Source organism: Citrobacter sp. EC_71, assembly GCF_019584005.1.
Classification (GTDB): domain Bacteria; phylum Pseudomonadota; class Gammaproteobacteria; order Enterobacterales; family Enterobacteriaceae; genus Citrobacter; species Citrobacter werkmanii.
The window spans coordinates 56,952-79,605 of record NZ_VDAY01000021.1; the positions used below are offsets into that span (position 1 = coordinate 56,952).

Consider the following 22,654-nt stretch of genomic DNA (forward strand, 5'->3'; position numbering starts at 1 on the left):
AAATGAGCGAGAAACGTTGATGTCGAATTCTTATGACTCCTCCAGTATCAAAGTCCTGAAAGGGCTGGATGCGGTGCGTAAGCGCCCGGGTATGTATATCGGCGACACGGATGACGGCACCGGTCTGCACCACATGGTATTCGAGGTGGTAGATAACGCTATCGACGAAGCGCTCGCGGGTCACTGTAAAGATATCGTGGTAACGATTCACGCTGATAACTCCGTGTCTGTTACTGACGATGGCCGTGGTATCCCAACCGGTATTCATCCGGAAGAGGGCGTTTCGGCGGCGGAAGTTATCATGACCGTTCTGCACGCAGGCGGTAAATTCGATGATAACTCCTATAAAGTTTCCGGTGGTTTGCACGGCGTAGGTGTCTCCGTCGTTAACGCCCTGTCGCAGAAACTGGAGCTGGTGATTCGTCGTGAAGGCAAAGTGCATCAGCAAACTTATGTGCACGGTGTGCCGCAGGCGCCGCTGGCGGTAACGGGCGAAACCGAAGTGACGGGGACCCAGGTGCGTTTCTGGCCAAGCCATGAAACCTTCACTAACGTGACCGAGTTCGAATACGACATCCTGGCGAAGCGCCTGCGCGAACTGTCGTTCCTGAACTCCGGTGTCTCTATTCGTCTGCGCGACAAGCGTGACGGCAAAGAAGATCATTTCCATTACGAAGGCGGCATCAAGGCGTTTGTTGAATATCTCAACAAAAACAAAACGCCGATCCACCCGAATATCTTCTACTTCTCCACCGAAAAAGACGGTATCGGCGTTGAAGTGGCTCTGCAGTGGAACGACGGTTTCCAGGAAAACATCTACTGCTTCACCAACAACATTCCGCAGCGTGACGGCGGTACTCACCTTGCCGGCTTCCGCGCGGCGATGACCCGTACCCTGAACGCCTACATGGACAAAGAAGGCTACAGCAAAAAAGCCAAAGTCAGCGCCACCGGCGACGATGCCCGTGAAGGCCTGATTGCGGTGGTTTCCGTGAAAGTGCCGGACCCGAAATTCTCCTCCCAGACTAAAGACAAACTGGTCTCCTCTGAGGTGAAATCGGCGGTTGAACAGCAGATGAACGAACTGCTGAGCGAATACCTGCTGGAAAATCCGTCTGACGCTAAAATCGTCGTCGGCAAGATTATCGATGCGGCCCGTGCCCGTGAAGCAGCACGTCGCGCGCGTGAAATGACCCGTCGTAAAGGCGCGCTGGACTTAGCCGGTCTGCCGGGTAAGCTGGCAGACTGTCAGGAACGTGACCCGGCGCTGTCTGAACTGTACCTGGTGGAAGGGGACTCCGCGGGCGGCTCTGCGAAGCAGGGGCGTAACCGTAAGAACCAGGCGATTCTGCCGCTGAAGGGTAAAATCCTTAACGTCGAGAAAGCGCGTTTCGACAAAATGCTCTCCTCTCAGGAAGTGGCAACGCTGATCACCGCGCTGGGCTGTGGTATCGGTCGTGACGAGTACAACCCGGACAAACTGCGCTATCACAGCATCATCATCATGACCGATGCTGACGTCGACGGCTCGCACATCCGTACGCTGCTGTTGACCTTCTTCTATCGTCAGATGCCGGAAATTGTTGAACGTGGCCATGTATACATTGCGCAGCCGCCGCTGTACAAAGTGAAGAAAGGCAAGCAGGAACAGTACATCAAAGACGATGAAGCGATGGATCAATACCAGATCTCTATCGCTCTGGATGGCGCCACGCTGCACACCAATGCCAGCGCACCAGCCCTGGCGGGTGAAGCGTTAGAAAAACTGGTTTCTGAATACAACGCGACGCAGAAAATGATTGGCCGTATGGAACGTCGTTTCCCGAAAGCGCTGCTGAAAGAGCTGGTTTATCAACCGACGCTGCCGGAAGCTGATTTGGCTGATGAAGCGAAAGTTACGGCCTGGGTTTCCCAGTTGGTGAACGTGCTCAATGAAAATGAAATGCACGGCAGCACCTGGAATAGCTTCGTGCGTAAAGACGCTGAACTGAACCTGTTCGAACCGGTGATCCGGGTGCGTACCCACGGTGTCGATACTGACTATCCATTGGAGCATGAGTTTGTGACCGGTGGCGAGTACCATCGTATTTGTTCGCTCGGTGAGAAGCTGCGCGGGCTGATCGAAGACGATGCGTTTATCGAACGTGGCGAGCGCCGCCAACCGGTGGCCAGCTTTGAGCAGGCGCTGGAATGGCTGCAGAAAGAGTCTCGTCGCGGTCTCGCTATCCAGCGTTATAAAGGTCTGGGCGAGATGAACCCGGAACAGCTGTGGGAAACCACCATGGATCCGGAAAGCCGTCGCATGTTGCGCGTTACTGTGAAGGATGCGATTGCCGCCGACCAGCTGTTCACCACCCTGATGGGCGATGCCGTCGAACCACGCCGCGCGTTTATCGAAGAAAACGCCCTGAAAGCGGCGAACATCGACATTTAACCTACACCAAGGCCTGCTTCTGTAGGCCTTTCCGGCCTACAACCGAACCACAAAAGGGGAATCTTGATTCCCCTTTCTATCCCCCTTTTCGTAGCTGTTTTTTGAGCGGAATCGCGTTAGCATGAGGACGGACTTATTTCATCCGGGGAACTCATGGCTATCAAACTTATTGCTATCGACATGGATGGCACACTTCTGCTGCCCGATCACACCATTTCACCTGCGGTCAAAACGGCAATTGCTGCGGCACGCGCGCGTGGCGTGAACGTAGTGCTGACCACGGGACGCCCGTATGCCGGCGTTCACAGCTATCTGAAAGAACTGCATATGGAACAACCCGGTGACTACTGCATTACCTACAACGGTGCGCTGGTGCAGAAAGCAGGCGATGGCAGTACCGTTGCGCAAACCGCGCTGAGCTATGATGATTATCGCTACCTGGAGCAGCTCTCCCGGGAAGTTGGCTCGCATTTCCACGCGCTCGATCGCAACACGCTGTATACCGCGAACCGTGATATCAGTTATTACACGGTGCATGAATCGTTTGTCGCGACGATTCCGCTGGTGTTCTGTGAAGCCGAAAAAATGGATCCTGCGACCCAGTTCCTGAAAGTGATGATGATTGATGAGCCGGAGATCCTCGACAAGGCCATCTCGCGCATTCCGGCGGAAGTGAAAGAAAAATACACCGTGCTGAAAAGTGCGCCGTACTTCCTCGAAATCCTCGATAAACGCGTCAACAAAGGGACTGGCGTAAAATCGCTGGCCGAGGCGTTGGGAATTAAAGCCGAGGAGGTCATGGCGATTGGCGATCAGGAAAACGACATCGCGATGATTGAATACGCCGGCGTGGGCGTTGCGATGGATAACGCCATTCCAACGGTGAAAGAGATCGCCAACTTCGTGACGAAATCTAATCTGGAAGACGGTGTTGCCTGGGCCATTGAGAAGTACGTCCTCTCCTGATGTGCGTTATGCCTGGCTTCGGCCAGGCATAAAACATTAAGAATGTTATAAAAATCATGTTTGTATTATCAGATGTGAAACAGCACATTAATCCCCCCATTTAGTACACAACTTCTATACTCTCCCACCTTCTTTTATATTCAGGCGGTTCCTGCCTGCAACTATGTTTTCTTATGACTAACACAAGCATTCGCCTGGTGTTGATGACGTCTTCCTGTTTGATTTTTCAAGCCTGGGCTGCGACGGATTCTGGCTCAACGTTAACACCGCTGTATGATTATCAGGACGATGGTCAGGCTACTCCTGTGCCGGTAAAACCGGCGGCTAAACCTGCTGTAAGCCACTCTGTTTTGCCCTTTTTAGGTGACGAGGCGCGTAAACGTGGCTACGACCTGCCTGAGCCGTTTGGTGTGAATATTAACTACATGAATATCAGGCAGAATATTAATGTAGACAGTATTAACTTTAATGGTTTGTATTTAGGAAAAAGCTCTATTCCTTTAGATAACGCCTTTAAAATCAACGTTGGTAATACCCGCGAGAGAAGCAAAACAGAAACCCTAAAACTGGATGCCTGGTTGCTGCCGTTTATGAACGTCTATGGCCTGGTGGGCTATACCGACGGTCACTCCGTTTCTCAAATAGGCGTGGATGTGCTGGGCCCCAAAGGTAATCCAGTTAAGAAAATAAGCGACCAGTTGCAGAATCTGGCGTTTCAGCTCGACTTTAAAGGCACAACTTACGGTGTGGGGACGACTCTTGTTGGCGGTGTGGGTAACTGGTTTACGGCTTTTGATGCCAACTATACTCAGACGCGGTTCGATATTCTGGATGGCAGTATTAACGCCTATACTCTCTCTCCGCGCATAGGCTATCGCTTTATTACTCCCGGCGTGGAGACTCTGCACATGCCGTCCGGTAAGCTGAATCTGTGGGTTGGCAGTATGTATCAAGACGTGCAGCAGGAGTTCAAGGGGAGCCTTAGCGATCTGACTATGCCGTCCTCAACTCTGCAGAATATGGTGAACTGGGCAAACCAGAAACATGATGGCCGTTTCGACGTTAAACAGCATTTGCAATCCCCATGGAACGTCCTGGTCGGCGCGCAGTATGAGCTGACACGCAACTTTAATATCACCTCTGAAATTGGTTTTGCTGAGCGTAATAGCTTCTTTGTCGCCGGTGAGTATCGCTTTTGAATAGTTTGACTCGTCTGTTTTTGCTCTGTGCATTCAGCCTGTTGGGAACGGCGGCGCAGGCCGCGCTCCCCAGCCGTGAAGAAGTTGACGGCTGGCTGAATACACTGGGTGCCAGCGATAACTTTAACGCCAGCAAAGGTATCGATTGGGGGGTAATGCCGGGGCCTTTCTACACTCCCGAACTGGGACTGGGGATCGGCACGGCGGTGGTGGGGATGTATCGCCCGGATCCAAATGACACGGTGAGTCAGAATTCGACGCTGACCCTCAGCGGTTACTTTAGCTCAACGGGCGCTTTCGGCGTCACAATGCAAAATTACGCCTTTTTTGCCGACGATCGCTGGCGTTTTTTTTTCAATGGCGCATTAACCGATACCCCAACTTATTACTGGGGACAGGGTTTTAGCGCAGGAGATAAAGACAGCCAGAAACAGCAATATACGGCACAGGTGCTGGATGTACGCCCCACGTTGTATCGACGGGTAGCGCCTAATGTCTATCTGGGACTCGGCTGGTCGTTGAACGCACAGCATGCTGCGCAAATGGATGACAATGATCCCCCAAAAATTGAGAATACCGGGCAGGGTGCGTCGGTGTTGAGTTCCGGCAGCAGTGTAGAACTTAGCTGGGACGACCGTGACTTTGTTCCTAACCCGCGCCAGGGACAATATGCCGACGTACGCTATACCCGCTATACGCCCGATGTGGGGAGCGATACCCGATTTGATGAATACCAGTTGCACTACAGCCGCTACCACTCTCTGGACGAGAAGAATGTGCTTGCCTGGGAGATGGACGGTGCGTTTACTCAGGGTGATGTACCGTGGAGCATGATGCCGCTGCTCGGAAGCAATCAGCGGATGCGTGGCTATTACGAAGGACGCTATCGCGATAAAAACGCCGTCAGCGGGCAGGTAGAGTATCGCCGCAAACTTGACTGGCGGCATGGCGTGGTCGGCTGGCTGGGCGCAGGGACTATGGGGCCATCATTTAGCGCGCTGGATGATGGACGTTGGCTACCCTCGGCGGGGGTGGGGTATCGTTTTGAATTTAAGCCGCGGGTGAATGTGCGTCTGGATTATGGCATTGGCAAAGGGAGCAGCGGTTTTTATTTTCAGGTAGGAGAGGCGTTTTGATCAATAAAGTGCTGCTGATGACGACCTTGTTATTGGCAATGGTCGGGGTCCATGCTGCGATACCTGTACCTTTGCAGCTAACGGAAGATGATAAGGCTCAACGTACCGCCTGGCCGGTAGTTTCGCCGCTCCCCGCGCCTCAAGGGTTGCGTCCGTGCTGTGCTTTTGGTTACGACCTGCACGCGCAGGTGCTGGATATGCCGGTACCGTTTTATGAACTTGATAACGTCGTTGCGGCTGACGGTATTGGCGAGCATCGCTATAACGACAGCCTGCTGTTAGGGTTAGTGAATCTGGCCGGTATCGGGCATGAACACAATGGCATTGTGTATACTTCACGCGGCGGTTTTATCGATACCGCGCATGTAAGAGATACCGCAGATATGACGGTCTGGCTTTTTAGGAATCTACTTCCACGGTTAGGCCAGCCTTTTACGCTGCGTCTGGAAGATGAGCTCACGGAGCGGCATATTGTTTTTAATGCCTTTACGCCACCTGAAACGGCAGGCGATCGTTACGCATTAGCTGCCTGGCTGGCAGCGCATCTGGCCTTTCAGCTCGCGGCCTGGCATGAAATTGCACAATGGTACGGTTTTGAGTCAGTTCCTGGATTTTCTGAGGAAGTTTCCGCATTTTCACCGGAAGATCTCTACTCCAACCTGTTGGGGGCAAGAATTGCGGTGTCGCTGATCCTTGATGGGCAACTGGCAACATCAGAAATGTACGATGCAGCAATGAACAAGGCACTGTATCAGGCGTTGACACAGTTGGGAGCTAAGCCTGAAACAATAACCCGTTTTCAGTTTGATATGCTGGATGGCAAGTGGTGGAACAGCCAGCGTCGGGTGCCGGAGAAATATCTGGTGCTGCACAGAAACTACGATGTGAGTGATTCGCGTTTGCCAACGCCAGTGCCGGGCGAAAAAGCCGTGCCGCTACGCCTGTCGCTGCCGCATCACTGGCGAAATTACTCCCTTGATACGCTGGCACAACTTCAACTCCGACCCGGAAGTCACATGGCGCGGCTACCTTTACCACAATCCTGGTACAGCGAAGCTAATTTCCCTGCGCTGGCTACGCTTGCAGGTGATAGCGATAATCTGTCGAAAGTGAGTGAACATTCATTCCTTTATTAAAAATCTCCACCAGAACTTCATTGGCGGATGTTTTTCTGACCCTGTCAGGGGGATATGCGCAACGCCACTTTGCATTATCCATTTCCGGATATGCGCCGCTGTTAATATGCGGCTTTTAAGGATCTTGCCATATAGTTTAAGACGTAGCTTGCGAGTGGCATTCCTGTATGCGAGATTCATATCCTTTCTATCCCGTATTAATACTGATTTGAGGATTTCTGCACTATCAAGCGCGTAACTAATTCCTTCCAGCGAGCTGGCGCTGATAAAACCGGCCGCTTCGCCAATCAAAAACGCATTGTCCTTACCGCAGACGAAGTCTTTCCAGCGTGATGGGAACAGCACCGTACATTTTTCGCTTTTCACCGGTTTGCCGAACTGGAAATGGAACGCTTCCATCTTCTCTTTTAGTTCGTCAAAGCGTGCCTGGCCGTCCTTCATTGGGTAGGCGCCGCCAAAGATAAAATAACCATCCTTGCTGATACTCCATGAATAACAGTCGGTTGCGTCGTTATCAAAAATACAGGAATAGAACGGCACGGGATGTTTTTCCGCAAACCATTGTTGAATTGCCACATATTTACGGATTTGGTGCTGGGGATAGAGATGACGGCGTACCAGTGAATTCGCGCCGTCGGCGCCCACCAGATAACGCGCGGTGATCTTCTGCTCCCAACCGTCGGCGCGAAAGATAACATGCCATTTATCGCCTTCGCGCCAGATCTTGCGACACAGACTATCGTGGTACACCTGCACCTCTTCAGGAATGAGAGATTTCATCCATAAATCAAACGCATGGCGATTGATGTTAATGTAGCTGCGCTGGTAGTTACGGGTCAGAGAGGCTGCAACATCAACCGTTTTAACGCTAAAAATCTGTGGGTTGGCGATGATATCAACGGGCAAGGTTATCCCGTCGCGGATAAACGAACGCTGAGCATCCGTGGCCAGCAGCCCGCCGCAGGGTTTCGTGAATCCTTCGTTGCCGCACTGGCGCTTTTTATCCAATGCAATCACGTGCATTTTTCCGCTCAACTGTCGCGCCAGCGCTGCGCCTGCCGGGCCTAATCCGATAATCGCTACGTCAAAATGTTCCATCTTTCTGTCCGCAAAAAATGAAGATGGACATACGCTAAAGCCTGAAAGTGAAGTGCTTGTGAAGTATGATTGCTTAAATCGTCTTGTATCAGGGCATCCCATGAAGCAAATCACCTTTACGCCGCGTAATCATCAGCTTACCAATATCAATACCTGGGCCCCGGACAGTAACTGGCTGGTCTTCGACGTGCGTCCTTCCGGTGCCTCTTTTACGGGGGAAACGATTGAACGCGTCAATGTTCATACTGGCGAACTGGAGGTGATTTACCGGGCCACTCAAGGGGCACATGTTGGCGTGGTGACCGTTCATCCAAAGTCGGAAAAGTATGTTTTTATTCATGGACCAGAAAATCCTGATGAAACATGGGATTACGATTTTCATCATCGCCGTGGAGTAATTGTTTCGCAGGCTGAGGTGACTAACCTGGATGCAATGGATATCACCGCGCCGTACACGCCTGGTGCGTTACGTGGCGGCAGTCATGTGCATGTCTTTAGCCCGAGCGGTGAGTTTGTCAGTTTCACTTATAACGACCATGTGCTGCATGAACGCTCTCCGGCGCTGGATTTACGTAACGTCGGCGTGGCTGCGCCGTATGGTCCGGTGAGCGTATCCACGCAGCATCCGCGTGAATATAGCGGGAGCCGCTGGTGCGTGCTGGTGAGTCAAACGACGCCTGCGCCAAAACCGGGGAGCGATGAGATAAACCGAGCCTATGAAGAAGGTTGGGTGGGTGATAGCACACTGGCGTTTATCGGCGATACGTTGTCAGTTACCGGTGAGAAAGTGCCGGAGCTGTTTATCGTTGATTTGCCACAGAATGAAAGCGGCTGGAAACAGCCGGGTGACGCACCGCTGGAGGGCACAGAGGCGACAATGCCTGCGCCGCCATCCGGCATTCACCAACGCCGTCTGACGTTTACTCATGAGCGCGCCTTTCCGGGGCTGGTGAATCAGCCGCGCCACTGGGTGCGCAGTAATCCACAGGCGTCTGAAATTGCGTTTTTAATGCGCGACAACCATGGCGTTGTGCAGCTGTGGTTAATTCCACCACAGGGTGGTGAGCCGCGTCAGCTTACCCGCTGCGCCACGAGTATTCAGTCAGCATTCAACTGGCATCCGTCGGGGAAATGGCTGGGGTTTGTGCTGGAAAACAGAATCGCCTGTTGTGATGCTCAGACGGGAGAGATTGATTTTTTAACGGATCGTCACTGCAACCAGCCCTCGGCCGATGCGGTCGTCTTCTCTCCTGATGGGCGACGGGTTGCGTGGATGGAAGACGTCGAAGGTTTCCGCCAATTGTGGATGACTGAAACAGGGCGTTAATTAAGGAGCAGGCATTTTCGCCGGGGGGAGAACGGCGTTCGTGGCCTGGGTTCTCTCCTCGCTCTTTTCTACGCGGGATCTCACCGAGTTATCTTTACGAAAGAGATCCCATGGAAGCAATACGGTATCAAGCACCGCCGTAAAAGGCATATCCAGAATCGCCAGCGACTTCGTTCCCCAATTCGTATCACTTTCGCTTATCATAGTGGCGCTGGCGCGTGTGCCAGGATACGTCCCTTCCTTGCCTCCGGTATGTGACATTATGCTGGAACAGCCGCTCAAAAACGCCATCCCGCTGCACATTGTCAGTGTTACCAACATTTTTTTTATCATCATTTATTCATCTGTTTTCATCGTGTTTGCATGATGAGTTAAAGCGATCCGTTGCGAAAATAACATCACCATTTCGTCGCACTGTGGCGGCTATCGCGATTTATCGATAACAACTGCTCTCCCCAGTGTATGCAATAGACAACAAACTGCAAAAAAAGTCAGATGAATACGCTTGAAAAGTTTGTTTTAAGACCCATTTTTAGGATGTAGACAACAGAAGGGCATGCCTGATGGGTGTCCTGGCTACCTGACCTGTCCATGATGGAAGGTCTCACATTCTCGCTGATTTCAGGAGCTATTGATTATGCGTAACTTTGATTTATCCCCGCTGTACCGTTCTGCTATTGGTTTTGACCGTCTGTTTAATCTGCTGGAAAACAACCAGAGCCAGAGTAATGGCGGCTACCCTCCGTACAACGTTGAGCTGGTAGACGAAAACCATTACCGCATTGCGATTGCTGTTGCCGGTTTCGCTGAAAGCGAGCTGGAAATTACCGCTCAGGACAATCTGCTGGTGGTAAAAGGCGCTCATGCGGATGAGCAAAAAGAACGTACTTACCTGTATCAGGGTATTGCCGAGCGCAACTTCGAACGTAAGTTCCAGTTAGCGGAGAACATTCATGTTCGCGGCGCAAACCTGGTGAATGGTCTGCTGTACATCGATCTTGAGCGCGTTATTCCCGAAGCGAACAAACCGCGCCGCATCGAAATCAACTAATTCTGTGGGCCGCTTCAGGCGGCCCTGCTAAGCAATCGGCTTGCCGTCAGGGAGCCGAAAGGTACCTACTCGCTTCTTAGAAGGAGATTATTATGCGTAACTACGATTTATCCCCACTGCTGCGTCAATGGATCGGTTTTGACAAACTGGCCAATGCCTTACAAAACGCCGGTGAAAGCCAGAGCTTCCCACCCTATAACATCGAAAAGAGCGATGATAACCACTACCGCATTACCCTTGCGTTAGCCGGTTTCCGCCAGGAAGATCTGGATATTCAACTGGAGGGCACACGCCTGACCGTGAAAGGTACACCGCAGCAGCCGGAAAAAGAGACAAAATGGTTGCACCAGGGGCTGGTTACTCAGCCGTTCAGTCTGAGCTTTACGCTGGCTGAAAATATGGAGGTCTCAGGCGCAAGCTTTACTAACGGCTTGCTGCATATCGATTTGACCCGTAATGAACCTGAAACCATTGCTCCACAACGTATCGCCATCAGCGAACGTCCCGCATTAAATAGCTAAATAGCTCCATGCCTTTGCCCCGCCAGAAATGACGGGGCTTTTTTGTGCGTCAGCACACATAAACTGTCTTGTTGTAACGAATGTGTCACTGTAAAAATATCCAGTACCAATACTCTTAACGAAGGAATGTTTTTATGAGTGAACATCAACCATTTGAAGCTATGAAACAGTTTGATGATGCTGGGATCGAATATTGGTCTGCCCGGGAATTAGCTAAGGTTCTTGAATATTCAGAGTACCGACATTTTCTACCTGTGATAAAGAAAGCTGCGGAGTCATGTGTAGCCAGTGGTCAATTAGAGAGTGACCATTTCGAGGAGATCCTCGCAATGGTACGAATTGGGTCAGGAGCTAGTCGGGAATTAAAAGACGTAAAACTCTCCCGCTACGCCTGTTATCTGGCCGTGCAAAATGGTGATCCCGCGAAACCTGTTATCGCGGCCGGGCAAACCTACTTTGCCATTCAAACCCGACGTCAGGAGTTGGCCGATGATGCTGCTTTTAAATCTCTGCGTGAGGATGAAAAGCGTTTGTTCTTACGCAATGAACTAAAAGAACACAATAAGCATCTGGTTGAAACCGCACAACTTGCTGGCGTAGAGACCGCTTTCGATTTTGCTATCTTTCAAAACCATGGTTACAAGGGGCTTTATGGTGGTTTAGATCAGCGAGCGATTCATGAACTGGGTGGCACGATGCCGGAAGCGCTGCCATTGCCAGAAAAAAGCATTCAGCAACTACAAATCGACGTGAAGAAAAACGCTAAATAACGCCCTTCTTAAGCGCTTATAGGCGCTCTGTAGCATGATAATGTGCGCCACTCTGCATTCATGCCTGAACGGTTCAGTCATAATCCTCGTTAAATGAAATGTTATTCACAGGGAACAGGATAATGAGTGATATAGCATTGACGGTCAGCGTTCTGGCGTTGGTGGCGGTTGTCGGATTATGGATCGGCAACATAAAAATACGTGGCGTTGGTTTTGGCATCGGAGGGGTGCTGTTCGGCGGTATTATCGTCGGACATTTTGTCGATCAGGCAGGGATGACCCTGAGCGGCGACATGCTGCATTTTATTCAGGAATTTGGCCTGATTCTTTTCGTTTACACCATCGGTATTCAGGTGGGGCCGGGCTTTTTTGCGTCACTGCGCGTTTCCGGGCTGCGGCTGAATCTGTTCGCCGTACTGATTGTCATCATGGGGGGGCTGGTCACCGCGATCCTGCATAAGATTTTTGCCATTCCCCTTCCGGTGGTGCTGGGGATCTTCTCCGGCGCGGTCACCAATACGCCGGCGCTGGGGGCGGGGCAGCAAATTCTGCGCGATCTGGGGACGCCAGCAGATATTGTAGACCAGATGGGGATGAGCTATGCCATGGCTTATCCTTTTGGTATCTGCGGTATTTTGCTCACGATGTGGCTGATGCGCCTTATTTTCCGCGTTAACGTCGATGCTGAAGCTCAGCAGCATGAATCCACGTTGACCAACGGACACGCGCTGATTCAGACGATGAATATCCGCGTGGAAAATCCGAACCTCAACAATATGGCGATTCAGGATGTCCCAATTCTGAACAGCGATAAAATCATCTGCTCGCGTCTGAAGCGTGAAGAGACATTAATGGTGCCGTCGCCAGGGACGATTATCCAGATGGGCGACCTGCTACACCTGGTCGGCCAGCCCGGTGACCTGCATAACGCGCAGGTGGTGATTGGGCAGGAGGTGGACACATCGCTGTCGACGCGAGGTACTGATTTACGCGTTGAACGCGTGGTGGTGACCAACGAACAGGTGCTGGGTAAACGTATCCGCGACCTGCATTTTAAAGAACGTTACGACGTGGTTATCTCCCGTCTGAACCGTGCGGGCGTTGAGCTGGTGGCCAGCAGCGATGCCAGCCTGCAATTCGGGGATATCCTCAATCTGGTGGGGCGTCCCGCGTCCATTGATGCCGTTGCCAATGTTGTCGGCAACGCGCAGCAAAAACTGCAACAGGTGCAGATGCTGCCGGTATTTATCGGTATTGGACTGGGTGTCCTATTGGGTTCCATCCCGCTTTTCATCCCGGGTTTCCCGGTAGCGTTAAAATTGGGTTTGGCCGGTGGACCACTGATCATGGCCTTAATTCTTGGGCGTATCGGCAGCATTGGTAAGCTGTACTGGTTTATGCCTCCCAGCGCTAACCTGGCGTTGCGAGAATTGGGTATTGTGCTGTTTCTGGCGGTAGTTGGTCTGAAGTCAGGCGGTGATTTTGTCGATACCCTGACGCAGGGCGATGGCCTGAGCTGGGTGGGCTACGGTATTTTTATTACCGCCATTCCGCTGATTACCGTGGGACTGCTGGCGCGTATCTTCGCCAAAATGAACTATCTGACGCTGTGCGGTATGCTGGCGGGTTCGATGACCGATCCCCCCGCGCTGGCGTTTGCTAACAACCTGCATGCCACCAGCGGAGCGGCGGCGCTCTCCTATGCTACAGTTTACCCGCTGGTGATGTTCCTGAGGATTATCACCCCACAGCTGCTGGCGGTGCTCTTCTGGGGGCTGGGTTAAAGAACGCGTGTCCGGCCTGCATCTTCTGTAGGTCGGATACGATGCAAGTCGCTATTCGCCACATCTCTCTTTTCCATTGTCTCATTACATTACGTTCCCTCTCCTGAACTGTTCCGGTATAACAACCAGACAACAACATTGAAGGAGCCGTCATGAAGATTTCCCGCCTTGGGGAAGCGCCGGATTACCGCTTCTCGCTGGCAAATGAACGCACATTTCTGGCATGGATCCGTACCGCGTTAGGGTTTCTGGCCGCTGGCGTTGGTTTGGATCAACTGGCTCCGGATTTCGCCACGCCGGTTATTCGCGAAGTATTGGCCCTGTTGCTGTGTCTGTTTGCCGGCGGTCTGGCTATTTATGGTTATTTGCGCTGGTTGCGTAATGAAAAGGCGATGCGCCTGAAAGAGGATTTGCCTTACACCCACAGTCTGCTCATTATCAGTGCAATGCTGACGATTGTAGCGGTGATAGTTATGGCGCTGGTGCTGTATGCCGGATAGCCGTAAATCGCGACGTATCGCCGATCCGGGGCTACAACCGGAGCGCACATCGTTGGCCTGGTTTCGTACGTTGTTGGGTTATGGCGCGTTAATGGCGTTGGCGATTAAGCACAACTGGCATCAGGCTGGAGCGCTGTTCTGGATATCGATCGTCATACTGACGTTGGTGGCGATTATTCTCTGGCGTTACACCCGCAGTCGTAATCTCATGGATGTGAATGATAGTGATTTTTCTGAATCTCGCGCGGTGCGTGACAAATTTATGATCTCCCTCGCGGTGTTATCCCTCGCAATACTGTTTGCTGTAACGCATGTTCGCCAACTTATCGTATTTATCGAGAATTTTGCATGACAGGATGTGAGAACATGGATGTTAGTGATGACGTTTTAGAAATGGTGATTGACCACCAGAAAAGTTTACAACCGGTTGAATTGTACCGTGGTTTGCAACAAGGAAAAGTTCGCCTCGTACAGTTTACGCCTTTGATTAAGCGCGATGGTTCAGGTTACCTGACTGAAGATTCAGTGACACCGGAGGAGTGGGGACGATTTTTAATTGCGATATTTGATATTTGGGTACGTGAAGATATTAATCAAATATCTATTCAGCTTTTCGATAATACGCTACGCCAGTGGTGTGGTCGGACGGCACTGTTTGAATGCCAGACGATGACACTGCAGAATACGCGCTGTCAGGCATGCTCTTTGTTTCAGTACTACCATGGCGATTGTCCTGCGTATCGCGAGGAGAATGGAAAGGGCGTGCTGTGTACAGGATATCAGGCTTTCTTCAACCACACCGCCCCGCATATGCGCGTGATGCGCGATCTGCTTAAGCAGCATCGCTCACCGATGGAGCTGATGGCGATGCTGCGTTAAGCTCAGCGGCGTTAGCGCCCTTTGGCTAAATACTGCGCCATTTCGGCTTCCGGCACCATGCCGCCGCCGGTCGCCCACACCAGATGCGTGGCGTTATTGAGCTGGTCGGCGCTGAAGCCGTGCATCTGCTGATAGTCAGCAGAGGCGCAAACGTGCTGCGGACCGGCCATCCCCGCCAGCGCCGAAGGCTCAAGGCGAATCCCTTCTTCCTGCGCCAGCCAGCCCAGCATGTCGTACATCGTCTGATCGTCCAGGGTGTACAGACCGTCGAGCAGACGTTCCATCGCCCGGCCAACAAATCCGGACGCGCGCCCCACCGCCAGCCCATCCGCTGCCGTCAGGTTGTCGATGCCAATATCCTGCACGGAAATCGTATCGTGCAGCCCGGTATAAATCCCCAGCAGCATGCAGGGGGAATGGGTTGGCTCGGCGAAGAAGCAGTGCACGTTATCGCCAAATGCCAGCTTCAGACCAAACGCTACCCCGCCAGGGCCGCCGCCGACGCCGCACGGCAGGTACACAAACAGTGGATGATTTGCATCCACCACGCGACCCTGCTGCGCGAACTGCGCCTTCAGACGCTGACCAGCCACCGCGTAACCTAAAAACAGCGTGCGAGAGTTTTCATCATCGATAAAGAAGCAGTTCGGATCGGACTCTGCCGCTTTGCGGCCCTGTTCAACCGCCACCCCGTAATCTTCTTCGTATTCGACGACCGTCACGCCGTGGCTGCGCAGTTTGGCTTTTTTCCATGCGCGCGCGTCGGCAGACATATGCACCGTCACCTTAAAGCCGATGCGGGCGCTCATGATGCCGATAGACATCCCGAGGTTGCCGGTGGAGCCTACCGCGATGCTGTACTGGCTGAAAAACTGTTTAAATTCAGGTGAAAGCAGAATGCTGTAATCATCTTCTGTCGTCAGTAGTCCGGCTTCCAGCGCCAGTTTTTCCGCGTGGGTCAGGACTTCATAAATGCCGCCACGCGCTTTAATTGAGCCGGAAATCGGCAGGTGGCTGTCTTTTTTCAGCAGAATTTCGCCGCGGATAGGCAGCCCGAACTCTTTTTCCAGCCGTTTTTGCATCGCCGGGATTGCGACCAGCTCAGACTCAATAATGCCGCCGGTAGCTGCGGTTTCCGGGAATGCCTGCGCCAGATACGGCGCGAAGCGTGTGAGCCGGGCATGGGCATCCTGCACATCGTGCTCGGTCAGGCCAACATAGGGTAAACCTTCCGCTAGAGAGGTGGTGCCAGGGTTAAACCAGGCCGTCTCTTTGAGAGCCACCAGATCTTCCACTAAAGGATGCCGGGCGATAAGTGTTTGAATGTTTTCCATAGTTAGTCTCTTCGCGCTTAAATAATAAAGGAAAGCAGGAATGTGCAAGCCAGTGCAATAACGGACGCGATAAATGTCGCGGTCGTATAGTATTTGAACGTCTCATTCAGGGTGGCGCCGCAGTACTGCTTGACCAGCCAGAAGAGGGAATCTGTGACGATCGTGCAGCCAATGGCGCCGGAACCAATCGCAATGGCGATGATCTCCGGGCTAACGTCAGGGTAGAGCGGCAGCATCGGCGCTACGATTGCCGTGGCGCCCATCATCGCGACCGTGGCGGAACCCACTGCAGCATGCAGAATTAATGCCACCAGCCACGCCAGCAGAATCGGGTGCATATGCATGTTTGAAAGGATTAGCGCGAGGGTATCCGCCAGCCCGCTGCTCTTGAGGATAGCGTTGAATGCGCCGCCTGCGCCGATAATCAGCAGAATGTTGGCAATCGAACCAAACCCGTTTTCGGTGTGGGTCAGCAGCGTGCCCATGCCGATGTGCTGACGCAGACCGAGAATGTAGTAGGCCACGAAGACGGCAATAAACATCGCGGTGATCGGGTTACCAATAAACTCCAGCAGCGTATACAGCGTGCTGCCTTTCGCCATGTTCAACTCAGCAACGGTTTTGACCAGCATCAGGCCAATCGGCAACAGGACGGTAAACAGCGTTGCGCCCAGCGACGGCAGCGTACTTTCGTCGCGCACTTTCAGGTCGGAAAATTCAGCCGGCACCGGTTTAAACGGCAGACGGTTACCGAGGAATTTCAGGTACAGCGGCCCGCCGACAAGCGAGGCCATTAAGCCCACCAGTAAACCGTAAACAATTACGCTGCCAATATCTGCGCCCAGCTTATTCGCCACGAACAGGGCGGCCGGATGCGGCGGCACCACACAGTGCACCGCCATCAGCGCCGTACACAGTGGGATTGCCAGCTTCAGCAGTGAAGTATTGGTCTTTTTGGCAATCGAAAAAGCCAGCGGAATCAACAGTACCACGCCGACTTCAACAAACAGCGTGATCCCGCAAATCAGCCCGACCAGCACCATAATGACATCAGCGGAAAGCCAGCGGCAGCGCTGTAGCGTCAGGCCAATGCGTTCTGCCGCGCCGGACACTTCCATCATTTTGCCCAGAATGGTCCCGAGGCCGATAACCGCAGCGAGGAAGCCCAGCGTGCCGCCGATGCCGCTCTCAATGGCATTGACCATATCCAGCGGCCCCATACCCATCATCGTACCCACGAAGAAGCTGGCTAACAGCAGCGCCAGAAACGGGTGGAATTTGAACTTCACGATGGTCAAAACGATTAACACGATGCTTATCAGCAGCGTGCTCACAACCCAGATTTGAGAGTGCATAACTCACCTTGCCCTGTGATTAACCTGGGGTTATTGGACAAAAATAGGGCAGGGTCTGACAAACGATATAAATCCCCACTCACATGAGCCAGATTGCATCAAATGAGTGATTTATGTCTAATTACTCTGCATTTATGCGACATGATTCACTCTGCTTCACCTATGTGCTGATTTTTAGCGCTGGTTTTTTTACACTCTGGCGAAGAGAAATCAGGATGAAAGAGGTGATTATGGATCCCCAGCGCGAGGTCAGAAACCGGTTGCTCAACGGCTGGCAGCTATCGAAGCTATATACCTTTGAAGTGGCGGCCCGGCATCAGTCGTTTGCGCTGGCGGCGGACGAGCTGTCATTAAGCCCCAGCGCTGTCAGCCATCGCATTAATCAGTTGGAAGATGAACTGGGTATTCAGCTGTTTGTCCGTTCTCACCGCAAAGTGGAACTGACCCACGAGGGTAAACGGGTGTTCTGGGCACTGAAATCGTCGCTGGACACACTCAACCAGGAAATCCTTGATATCAAAAATCAGGAGCTGTCGGGAACGCTCACCGTGTACTCACGGCCCTCCATCGCCCAGTGCTGGCTGGTTCCGGCGCTCGGCGACTTCACCCGTCGCTATCCGTCGATTTCGCTGACCATGCTGACCGGGAATGACAACGTCAACCTGCAGCGTGCCGGAATCGATCTGGCGATCTATTTTGACGATGCGCCCTCCGCCCAGCTCACACACCATTTTCTGATGGATGAAGAGATCCTGCCGGTATGCAGCCCGGACTATGCCTCTCGTTATGGTCTCACTGGCTCGTTGGTGAATTTGCCGCACTGTACGTTGCTGCATGACAGACAGGCATGGAGCAACGATTCCGGGACCGATGAATGGCACAGCTGGGCGCAGCATTTTGCGGTAAATTTGCCAACATCGTCGGGCATTGGTTTCGATCGTTCTGATTTAGCGGTGATTGCGGCAATGAATCACATCGGCGTAGCGATGGGCCGTAAAAGGCTGGTGCAAAAACGCCTCGATAGCGGAGAGCTGGTCGCGCCTTTTGGCGATATGGCGCTGAAATGCCATCAGCATTACTACATCACCACGCTGCCCGGCAGGCAGTGGCCGAAAATCGAGGCATTTATTGGCTGGCTACAGGAGCAGGTTAAATAAGCGGGCCATGCATATTTTTTACGCTTTCTCTCTACACGGAAAGTGAAAAAGCATGCTAAATACGTGATATCACTCCTGATGATTTGCGTAAGGACGAGCGTGTTAAAGTCGATTGTTTCCCTGTTGCTCTTCGCCAGCGCCACCGTGTGTGCAGCAGCACCAGCGCTGACGGCGGCGTCGTATGCGCAGCAGCTTGGGGTCGGGATGGACGTAGATTGGGCGCGAACCGAGCGTGGCATCCGTGAGTTCGATCCGCTGGTGGTGCGGGATTTCAGGGCGAAAGGCATTTCTCATGTGCGTATCCGCGTGGCGGGAGAACCGACAGAAGCCAGACTAATTCATCTGCGCAAGCTGGTCGAAGCCTGCGAGCAGTATGGCGTAATCCCGATTATTGCTTACCAGGCGGATGAATATAAACAAGACCCCAGCGCCGGTAATGAAAAAGAGGTGGTTAACTGGTGGGTGGCGGTGGCGCATTACTTTGGTCAACGTTCGCCGCTACTGGGTTTTGACCTGATTTATGAACCTGCGGATAAGCTCAACCATAATCAGGCATCGCTCAACCGGGTGTATGACAAAACGATTCGCACCATCCACACTATTGACCCGCAACGGATGATCTTCATCGCGCCGCGACTGCGTGCCGCGCCGGAAGAGCTGCCGAACCTGAAGTTGCCGCCGCAAAGCCAGAATACCGTGCTGGCCGAATGGCACATCTTCCCGTGGGGGCCGCTGAAAAATAACGGCAAATACCCATGGACGTCAGGGACTGCAGCGGAAAAGACGGCTATTCGCGCCCGTATCAATACCGCCATTCGCTGGCAGCAGAAAACCGGTCACGTGAGTTGGGTAGGCGGCTGGTCGCCGGGAGAAACCATTAAAAATGGGCCATCTGCTGCGCAAATGGCCTTCGCCCGTTTTATGGCGTGTGAGCTGAAGAAAGCGAAGATTCCCTATGCTATCAATGCGGATACGCAGTTCTATGATGGCGAGGAGGGAGCCTGGCGTCCGGCACTTGAGCCGTTGCTGACGACGATGATTGCGCCTGAATGTGACAAGCCCGGCGATAAACCGGGCCATCATGCGCTTAAACCGCCTGCCCCTGATGCGACACGCGTGACGCCAGCGGAAGCCAGCACACAAAAATCAGCAGCCCCATAAGGGTCATCAACAGGCCCAGACTGGCTTGTCCGGTCTGCGGCAGCATCGCAGAGAACCATGCCAGCACGCCGGAACCAATGTTTTGTAATCCTCCGACCAGCGCGCCGGCAGTGCCCGCCAGGAACGGGAAAGGCTCCATTGCGCCGCTGGTTGCCAGCGGAAACAACATCCCGGCGCCGAAGAAAAACAGCGCGGCGGGAACCAGCAGCGTCCAGACGTTCATCACGTCGAACAGGCCAGGGAGCCACATCATCAAACCGGCGACCAGACAGCAGATAACCGACTGCCACATCAGCGTTGAGAAACGCTTGTTCGGGCGACCGGCGAACCAGGCGCCGAAAAATGCCGCCGGAATAGGCAGAATAAACAGGATACTGACCACCATGCTGCTTAAACTCAGCCTTGCGCCCAATAATACCCCGGAGCAGGCTTCGAAGACTGCAACGCCCGCCAGGCCGCCGATCAGCATGAGCACGTAACAGGTGAAAGAGCTGTTGCCAAACAGTGTTTTGTAACTGGCGATCAGCCGTGGACGCGGCGCGCCTGCCGGGCGCGTTTCCGGCATCCAGCGCGCCATGCTAAACGTGACGCCCGCGCACAGGACCAGCAGAAAAATATAACAAGCGCGCCAGTTCCACACGGTATCCAGCATACCGCCAATCAGCGGTGCCAGCAGCGGACTGACCAGGATCCCCATATTCAGCAAACTGTTGGCGTGACGAAGCTGCGTACCTTCATACAGGTCTCGCGGCAAGGTTCGCGCCATCACACCGCCGACACCCGTTCCCATCCCCTGGATTGCACTGGCGATAATCAGTACCGTCAGGCTATGGGTGGTAATGGCAACCAACGTGGCCAGCATAAAAATAGACATCCCGGCGAGGATCACCGGACGGCGGCCAACGCGATCGGAAAGTGGGCCGTAAAACAGTTGTGACAGGCCGTAGGTCAGCAGATAGGCGGCCATCACGCTCTGCACCGCCCCTTCGCGAACGTTCAGTTCACGCGCCATATCAGCAATCGCGGGGATATAAATGGTTTGCGCCATCTGTCCAACCGCCACCAGTAATACCAACATCAACAACAAATTGACGCTTCTATGCCTTTTCATTTCGCTGATAACTTTTAAAAAAGTGAAAAAATAAGAATAAGGTGCTGCACTTTCCCGTAAATGCGCGTGGAATCTACCACAACAGAAAAAGAAGGCCAGATAGTAGGCTGGAATGTTTAAGCGAGGAACGGCAGGAAATGTAAACAAAAAACGGCAACAAATGTTGCCGGATTGCATCAGGTAGACAAAGAGATCACGACAAGCGTAGCAAAACCGCGCCTATGGCAATACCTGCGGCCGCGACAAGACGCACTCCGGCAACCTTTTCTTTCAGCAACAGCCAGGCGAGCAGCGCGCCAAACAGGATGGAAGTTTCACGCAGCGCAGCGACCACCGCCAACGGTGCCTGGGTCATGGCCCACAGCGCCAGTCCGTAAGAACCCATCGTGCCAATCCCGCCAAGAATCCCTTTCTTCCACTGCTGTACCAGATAGCGTGACGCTTCCCGGCGTCTGGCGATCATTGCCCAGGTGAGCAGGCAAGAACCGTTCAGAAAGAAGGTCCACAGCGTATAACCCAGCGCGGTTTCTGATAAGCGTACGCCGGTGCCGTCGACCAGCGTGTAACCGGCAATAAAGCAGGCGTTAATGAGTGCCAGTACGATCCCGCGTTGCGAGCTGCTGCGCCCGTTAAATGCCATGCCGAGAATAGCCAGGCAGATGGTGGCAATCCCCACCCAGGCAAGCGTAGAGAGACTATCGCCAAGGAACAGGACGCTGATAATCGCAACCAGCAATGGTGCGGTGCCGCGCATCAAAGGGTAGGTCTGACTCATATCCGAAACCTGATAGGTTTTGGCGACAAGAACCGTGTACACCACTTGTAAGGCCGTTGAGACAGCCAAAAACGGCAGGCTGGCGGCAGAAGGCTGAGGCGCAAAGGGTAAGCAGATTAAAGCCATAATCGCAGCTGAGCCGCTGACGCCGATCGCCGAGTACAGTTTATCGTTTCCAGCCTTAACAATGGCATTCCAGCTGGCATGCAGCAGCGCGGCGAACAGCAAAATGCAGAAAACAGAAAGCGTCATGGCGGAATTCTTCCCTGATAATGTCATAAAAACGTAACATATTGACGCGTGACAAGCACCTGGGAAAAGGTGAAAGGGGAGCGGAGTGTTACCCGCTCCCCTTAGGTGCGACTTGAATCTGAATTACTTAACGTATTTCAGAACGGCATCAAGTAGTTGCAGTGCTGCAACAATGAGTTTGAGGATAAGAATAGCGATATCCACGAGGCTCATACGCTCTCCTTTTGGTACAAGGAGCACGGTGCTGGCGTACCTCGCCGCTGCCTGTTGCCAGCACCTTTGTTGACATAACACAGTGTGCTCGCACGGGGGTTAAGGCGCTGACGGCACCACCCGTTTCAGCCAGGACTTTGATGCGCCGGTTTACGATGCGGCCCCCGCATAACACATTGCGTACGGGAATATTATAGATAAACACTGTATAAATTAACAGTATTTTGTGGACGTAACGTCAACATTAGGCCATACTCAATATCATCAAAATTCGTGCCGAAATTGCGTGTTCTTCGCGGAGCGCGTATACTTTTCTCGTTGACATAACACAGTGTGCTCGGCGGCTACCAACCGCACAACGCTGAAAAGAACCTCGCTCCGGCGCAATACCGATCAGTTAAGGATCGGTTGACCGATCCTTAAACTGCGGCACTATAACGGCTTCCACTACAGGGAGCCGTTTTCTTATGCCACTTCTCAATGACCTGCTCGATT

21 protein-coding genes, 1 pseudogene and 1 other annotated feature are annotated in these 22,654 nt (G+C 52.9%); of the genes and pseudogenes, 15 read left to right on the plus strand and 7 right to left on the minus strand.

The window, feature by feature from the left end:
• The first annotated feature begins 19 nt into the window (after positions 1 to 19).
• From gyrB to FHD02_RS19520, 5 genes are all read left to right on the plus strand, one after another.
• Entirely contained in the window at positions 20 to 2,434 is a 2,415-nt protein-coding gene (gene gyrB, locus FHD02_RS19500) for a DNA topoisomerase (ATP-hydrolyzing) subunit B (protein ID WP_220394207.1), read from the plus strand.
• Between the two features lie 153 nt (positions 2,435 to 2,587).
• The gene (yidA, locus tag FHD02_RS19505; RefSeq protein WP_042311439.1) at positions 2,588 to 3,400 is read left to right on the plus strand and encodes a sugar-phosphatase; all 813 of its coding nucleotides are present in this window, start codon (positions 2,588 to 2,590) and stop codon (positions 3,398 to 3,400) included.
• Between the two features lie 173 nt (positions 3,401 to 3,573).
• Positions 3,574 to 4,599: a hypothetical protein gene (locus FHD02_RS19510; protein WP_255597427.1), complete on the plus strand. Its 1,026-nt coding sequence runs from the start codon at positions 3,574 to 3,576 to the stop codon at positions 4,597 to 4,599.
• A 5-nt stretch (positions 4,600 to 4,604) separates the two neighbouring features.
• On the plus strand, positions 4,605 to 5,735 hold the full coding sequence (locus tag FHD02_RS19515) for a BamA/TamA family outer membrane protein (RefSeq protein WP_170972951.1): 1,131 nt from the start codon (positions 4,605 to 4,607) through the stop codon (positions 5,733 to 5,735).
• A 17-nt stretch (positions 5,736 to 5,752) separates the two neighbouring features.
• Complete coding sequence (locus FHD02_RS19520; protein ID WP_220394215.1) at positions 5,753 to 6,871, plus strand: DUF4056 domain-containing protein; 1,119 nt, start codon at positions 5,753 to 5,755, stop codon at positions 6,869 to 6,871.
• Here FHD02_RS19520 and cbrA read toward each other — a convergent pair.
• A complete protein-coding gene (gene cbrA / locus FHD02_RS19525) occupies positions 6,857 to 7,969 on the minus strand; it encodes a colicin M resistance lipid reductase CbrA (RefSeq protein WP_220394208.1) in 1,113 nt (370 codons plus the stop codon). The two genes, FHD02_RS19520 and cbrA, sit on opposite strands and share 15 nt — an antisense overlap.
• 100 nt (positions 7,970 to 8,069) lie before the next feature.
• Here cbrA and FHD02_RS19530 point away from each other — a divergent pair, with 100 nt between their 5' ends.
• On the plus strand, positions 8,070 to 9,296 hold the full coding sequence (locus tag FHD02_RS19530) for a DUF3748 domain-containing protein (protein ID WP_220394209.1): 1,227 nt from the start codon (positions 8,070 to 8,072) through the stop codon (positions 9,294 to 9,296).
• On the opposite strand, the gene FHD02_RS19535 is transcribed toward FHD02_RS19530, so the two are convergent.
• Entirely contained in the window at positions 9,297 to 9,632 is a 336-nt protein-coding gene (locus FHD02_RS19535) for a YceK/YidQ family lipoprotein (protein ID WP_042311449.1), read from the minus strand. It abuts the gene before it with no gap.
• Positions 9,633 to 9,867: 235 nt separating this feature from the next.
• Positions 9,868 to 9,940, plus strand: a sequence feature (ROSE (Repression Of Heat Shock gene Expression) occurs in the 5'-region of heat shock genes and acts as an RNA thermometer to modulate expression.).
• Here FHD02_RS19535 and ibpA point away from each other — a divergent pair.
• The 7 genes and pseudogenes from ibpA to FHD02_RS19570 all read left to right on the plus strand — a co-directional run bounded on the left by ibpA (position 9,934) and on the right by FHD02_RS19570 (position 14,801).
• Positions 9,934 to 10,347, plus strand: a complete 414-nt coding sequence (gene ibpA / locus FHD02_RS19540) for a small heat shock chaperone IbpA (RefSeq protein WP_006687722.1) — start codon at positions 9,934 to 9,936, stop codon at positions 10,345 to 10,347. Its footprint overlaps the feature before it by 7 nt.
• Before the next feature lie 92 nt (positions 10,348 to 10,439).
• The gene (gene ibpB, locus FHD02_RS19545) at positions 10,440 to 10,868 is read left to right on the plus strand and encodes a small heat shock chaperone IbpB (RefSeq protein WP_006687721.1); all 429 of its coding nucleotides are present in this window, start codon (positions 10,440 to 10,442) and stop codon (positions 10,866 to 10,868) included.
• A gap of 134 nt (positions 10,869 to 11,002) precedes the next feature.
• A pseudogene (gene dinD, locus FHD02_RS19550) lies at positions 11,003 to 11,560 on the plus strand (DNA damage-inducible protein D); the annotation flags it as partial.
• A 200-nt stretch (positions 11,561 to 11,760) separates the two neighbouring features.
• A complete protein-coding gene (locus FHD02_RS19555; RefSeq protein WP_137361459.1) occupies positions 11,761 to 13,422 on the plus strand; it encodes a putative transporter in 1,662 nt (553 codons plus the stop codon).
• Between the two features lie 152 nt (positions 13,423 to 13,574).
• Positions 13,575 to 13,922, plus strand: coding sequence for a YidH family protein (locus FHD02_RS19560; RefSeq protein ID WP_061380863.1), 348 nt, complete (start codon positions 13,575 to 13,577; stop codon positions 13,920 to 13,922).
• Positions 13,912 to 14,274 carry a DUF202 domain-containing protein gene (locus FHD02_RS19565; protein ID WP_061380864.1) on the plus strand — a complete coding sequence of 121 codons (363 nt, stop codon included), beginning with the start codon at positions 13,912 to 13,914 and terminating at the stop codon, positions 14,272 to 14,274. Before FHD02_RS19560 ends, FHD02_RS19565 begins: the two co-directional genes overlap by 11 nt.
• 14 nt (positions 14,275 to 14,288) lie before the next feature.
• Entirely contained in the window at positions 14,289 to 14,801 is a 513-nt protein-coding gene (locus FHD02_RS19570) for a radical SAM protein (protein WP_137361458.1), read from the plus strand.
• An 11-nt stretch (positions 14,802 to 14,812) separates the two neighbouring features.
• Here the strand turns inward: FHD02_RS19570 and dsdA are convergent, their stop codons facing one another.
• The gene (gene dsdA, locus FHD02_RS19575; protein ID WP_220394211.1) at positions 14,813 to 16,135 is read right to left on the minus strand and encodes a D-serine ammonia-lyase; all 1,323 of its coding nucleotides are present in this window, start codon (positions 16,133 to 16,135) and stop codon (positions 14,813 to 14,815) included.
• 17 nt (positions 16,136 to 16,152) lie between these two features.
• Entirely contained in the window at positions 16,153 to 17,490 is a 1,338-nt protein-coding gene (dsdX, locus tag FHD02_RS19580; protein ID WP_079225780.1) for a D-serine transporter DsdX, read from the minus strand.
• 230 nt (positions 17,491 to 17,720) lie between these two features.
• Between dsdX and dsdC the strand changes: the two genes are divergently transcribed.
• Together dsdC and FHD02_RS19590 are read left to right on the plus strand one after the other, a co-directional pair.
• Positions 17,721 to 18,647, plus strand: a complete 927-nt coding sequence (gene dsdC, locus FHD02_RS19585; protein ID WP_220394216.1) for a DNA-binding transcriptional regulator DsdC — start codon at positions 17,721 to 17,723, stop codon at positions 18,645 to 18,647.
• A 78-nt stretch (positions 18,648 to 18,725) separates the two neighbouring features.
• On the plus strand, positions 18,726 to 19,808 hold the full coding sequence (locus FHD02_RS19590) for a cellulase family glycosylhydrolase (RefSeq protein ID WP_137371332.1): 1,083 nt from the start codon (positions 18,726 to 18,728) through the stop codon (positions 19,806 to 19,808).
• On the opposite strand, the gene emrD is transcribed toward FHD02_RS19590, so the two are convergent.
• The 3 genes from emrD to tisB form a co-directional block, all read right to left on the minus strand.
• Positions 19,735 to 20,919 (minus strand): multidrug efflux MFS transporter EmrD, encoded by a 1,185-nt coding sequence (emrD, locus tag FHD02_RS19595; RefSeq protein ID WP_220394212.1) that lies wholly within the window; start codon positions 20,917 to 20,919, stop codon positions 19,735 to 19,737. The genes FHD02_RS19590 and emrD overlap by 74 nt on opposite strands.
• Before the next feature lie 193 nt (positions 20,920 to 21,112).
• Complete coding sequence (locus FHD02_RS19600; RefSeq protein ID WP_042311473.1) at positions 21,113 to 21,946, minus strand: DMT family transporter; 834 nt, start codon at positions 21,944 to 21,946, stop codon at positions 21,113 to 21,115.
• Positions 21,947 to 22,069: 123 nt separating this feature from the next.
• Positions 22,070 to 22,159, minus strand: a complete 90-nt coding sequence (gene tisB, locus FHD02_RS19605; RefSeq protein ID WP_003023909.1) for a type I toxin-antitoxin system toxin TisB — start codon at positions 22,157 to 22,159, stop codon at positions 22,070 to 22,072.
• Between the last annotated feature and the right edge of the window lie 495 nt (positions 22,160 to 22,654).

Bases quoted from the DNA above. Each gene is read 5' to 3' on its own strand.
- gyrB (WP_220394207.1), top strand. From the start codon at position 20: ATGTCGAATTCTTATGACTCCTCCAGTATCAAAGTCCTGAAAGGGCTG.
- yidA (WP_042311439.1), top strand. From the start codon at position 2,588: ATGGCTATCAAACTTATTGCTATCGACATGGATGGCACACTTCTGCTG.
- FHD02_RS19510 (WP_255597427.1), top strand. From the start codon at position 3,574: ATGACTAACACAAGCATTCGCCTGGTGTTGATGACGTCTTCCTGTTTG.
- FHD02_RS19520 (WP_220394215.1), top strand. From the start codon at position 5,753: ATGACGACCTTGTTATTGGCAATGGTCGGGGTCCATGCTGCGATACCT.
- cbrA (WP_220394208.1), bottom strand. From the start codon at position 7,969: ATGGAACATTTTGACGTAGCGATTATCGGATTAGGCCCGGCAGGCGCA.
- FHD02_RS19530 (WP_220394209.1), top strand. From the start codon at position 8,070: ATGAAGCAAATCACCTTTACGCCGCGTAATCATCAGCTTACCAATATC.
- FHD02_RS19535 (WP_042311449.1), bottom strand. From the start codon at position 9,632: ATGATGATAAAAAAAATGTTGGTAACACTGACAATGTGCAGCGGGATG.
- ibpA (WP_006687722.1), top strand. From the start codon at position 9,934: ATGCGTAACTTTGATTTATCCCCGCTGTACCGTTCTGCTATTGGTTTT.
- ibpB (WP_006687721.1), top strand. From the start codon at position 10,440: ATGCGTAACTACGATTTATCCCCACTGCTGCGTCAATGGATCGGTTTT.
- FHD02_RS19555 (WP_137361459.1), top strand. From the start codon at position 11,761: ATGAGTGATATAGCATTGACGGTCAGCGTTCTGGCGTTGGTGGCGGTT.
- FHD02_RS19560 (WP_061380863.1), top strand. From the start codon at position 13,575: ATGAAGATTTCCCGCCTTGGGGAAGCGCCGGATTACCGCTTCTCGCTG.
- FHD02_RS19565 (WP_061380864.1), top strand. From the start codon at position 13,912: ATGCCGGATAGCCGTAAATCGCGACGTATCGCCGATCCGGGGCTACAA.
- FHD02_RS19570 (WP_137361458.1), top strand. From the start codon at position 14,289: ATGGATGTTAGTGATGACGTTTTAGAAATGGTGATTGACCACCAGAAA.
- dsdA (WP_220394211.1), bottom strand. From the start codon at position 16,135: ATGGAAAACATTCAAACACTTATCGCCCGGCATCCTTTAGTGGAAGAT.
- dsdX (WP_079225780.1), bottom strand. From the start codon at position 17,490: ATGCACTCTCAAATCTGGGTTGTGAGCACGCTGCTGATAAGCATCGTG.
- dsdC (WP_220394216.1), top strand. From the start codon at position 17,721: ATGGATCCCCAGCGCGAGGTCAGAAACCGGTTGCTCAACGGCTGGCAG.
- FHD02_RS19590 (WP_137371332.1), top strand. From the start codon at position 18,726: ATGATTTGCGTAAGGACGAGCGTGTTAAAGTCGATTGTTTCCCTGTTG.
- emrD (WP_220394212.1), bottom strand. From the start codon at position 20,919: ATGAAAAGGCATAGAAGCGTCAATTTGTTGTTGATGTTGGTATTACTG.
- FHD02_RS19600 (WP_042311473.1), bottom strand. From the start codon at position 21,946: ATGACGCTTTCTGTTTTCTGCATTTTGCTGTTCGCCGCGCTGCTGCAT.
- tisB (WP_003023909.1), bottom strand. From the start codon at position 22,159: ATGAGCCTCGTGGATATCGCTATTCTTATCCTCAAACTCATTGTTGCA.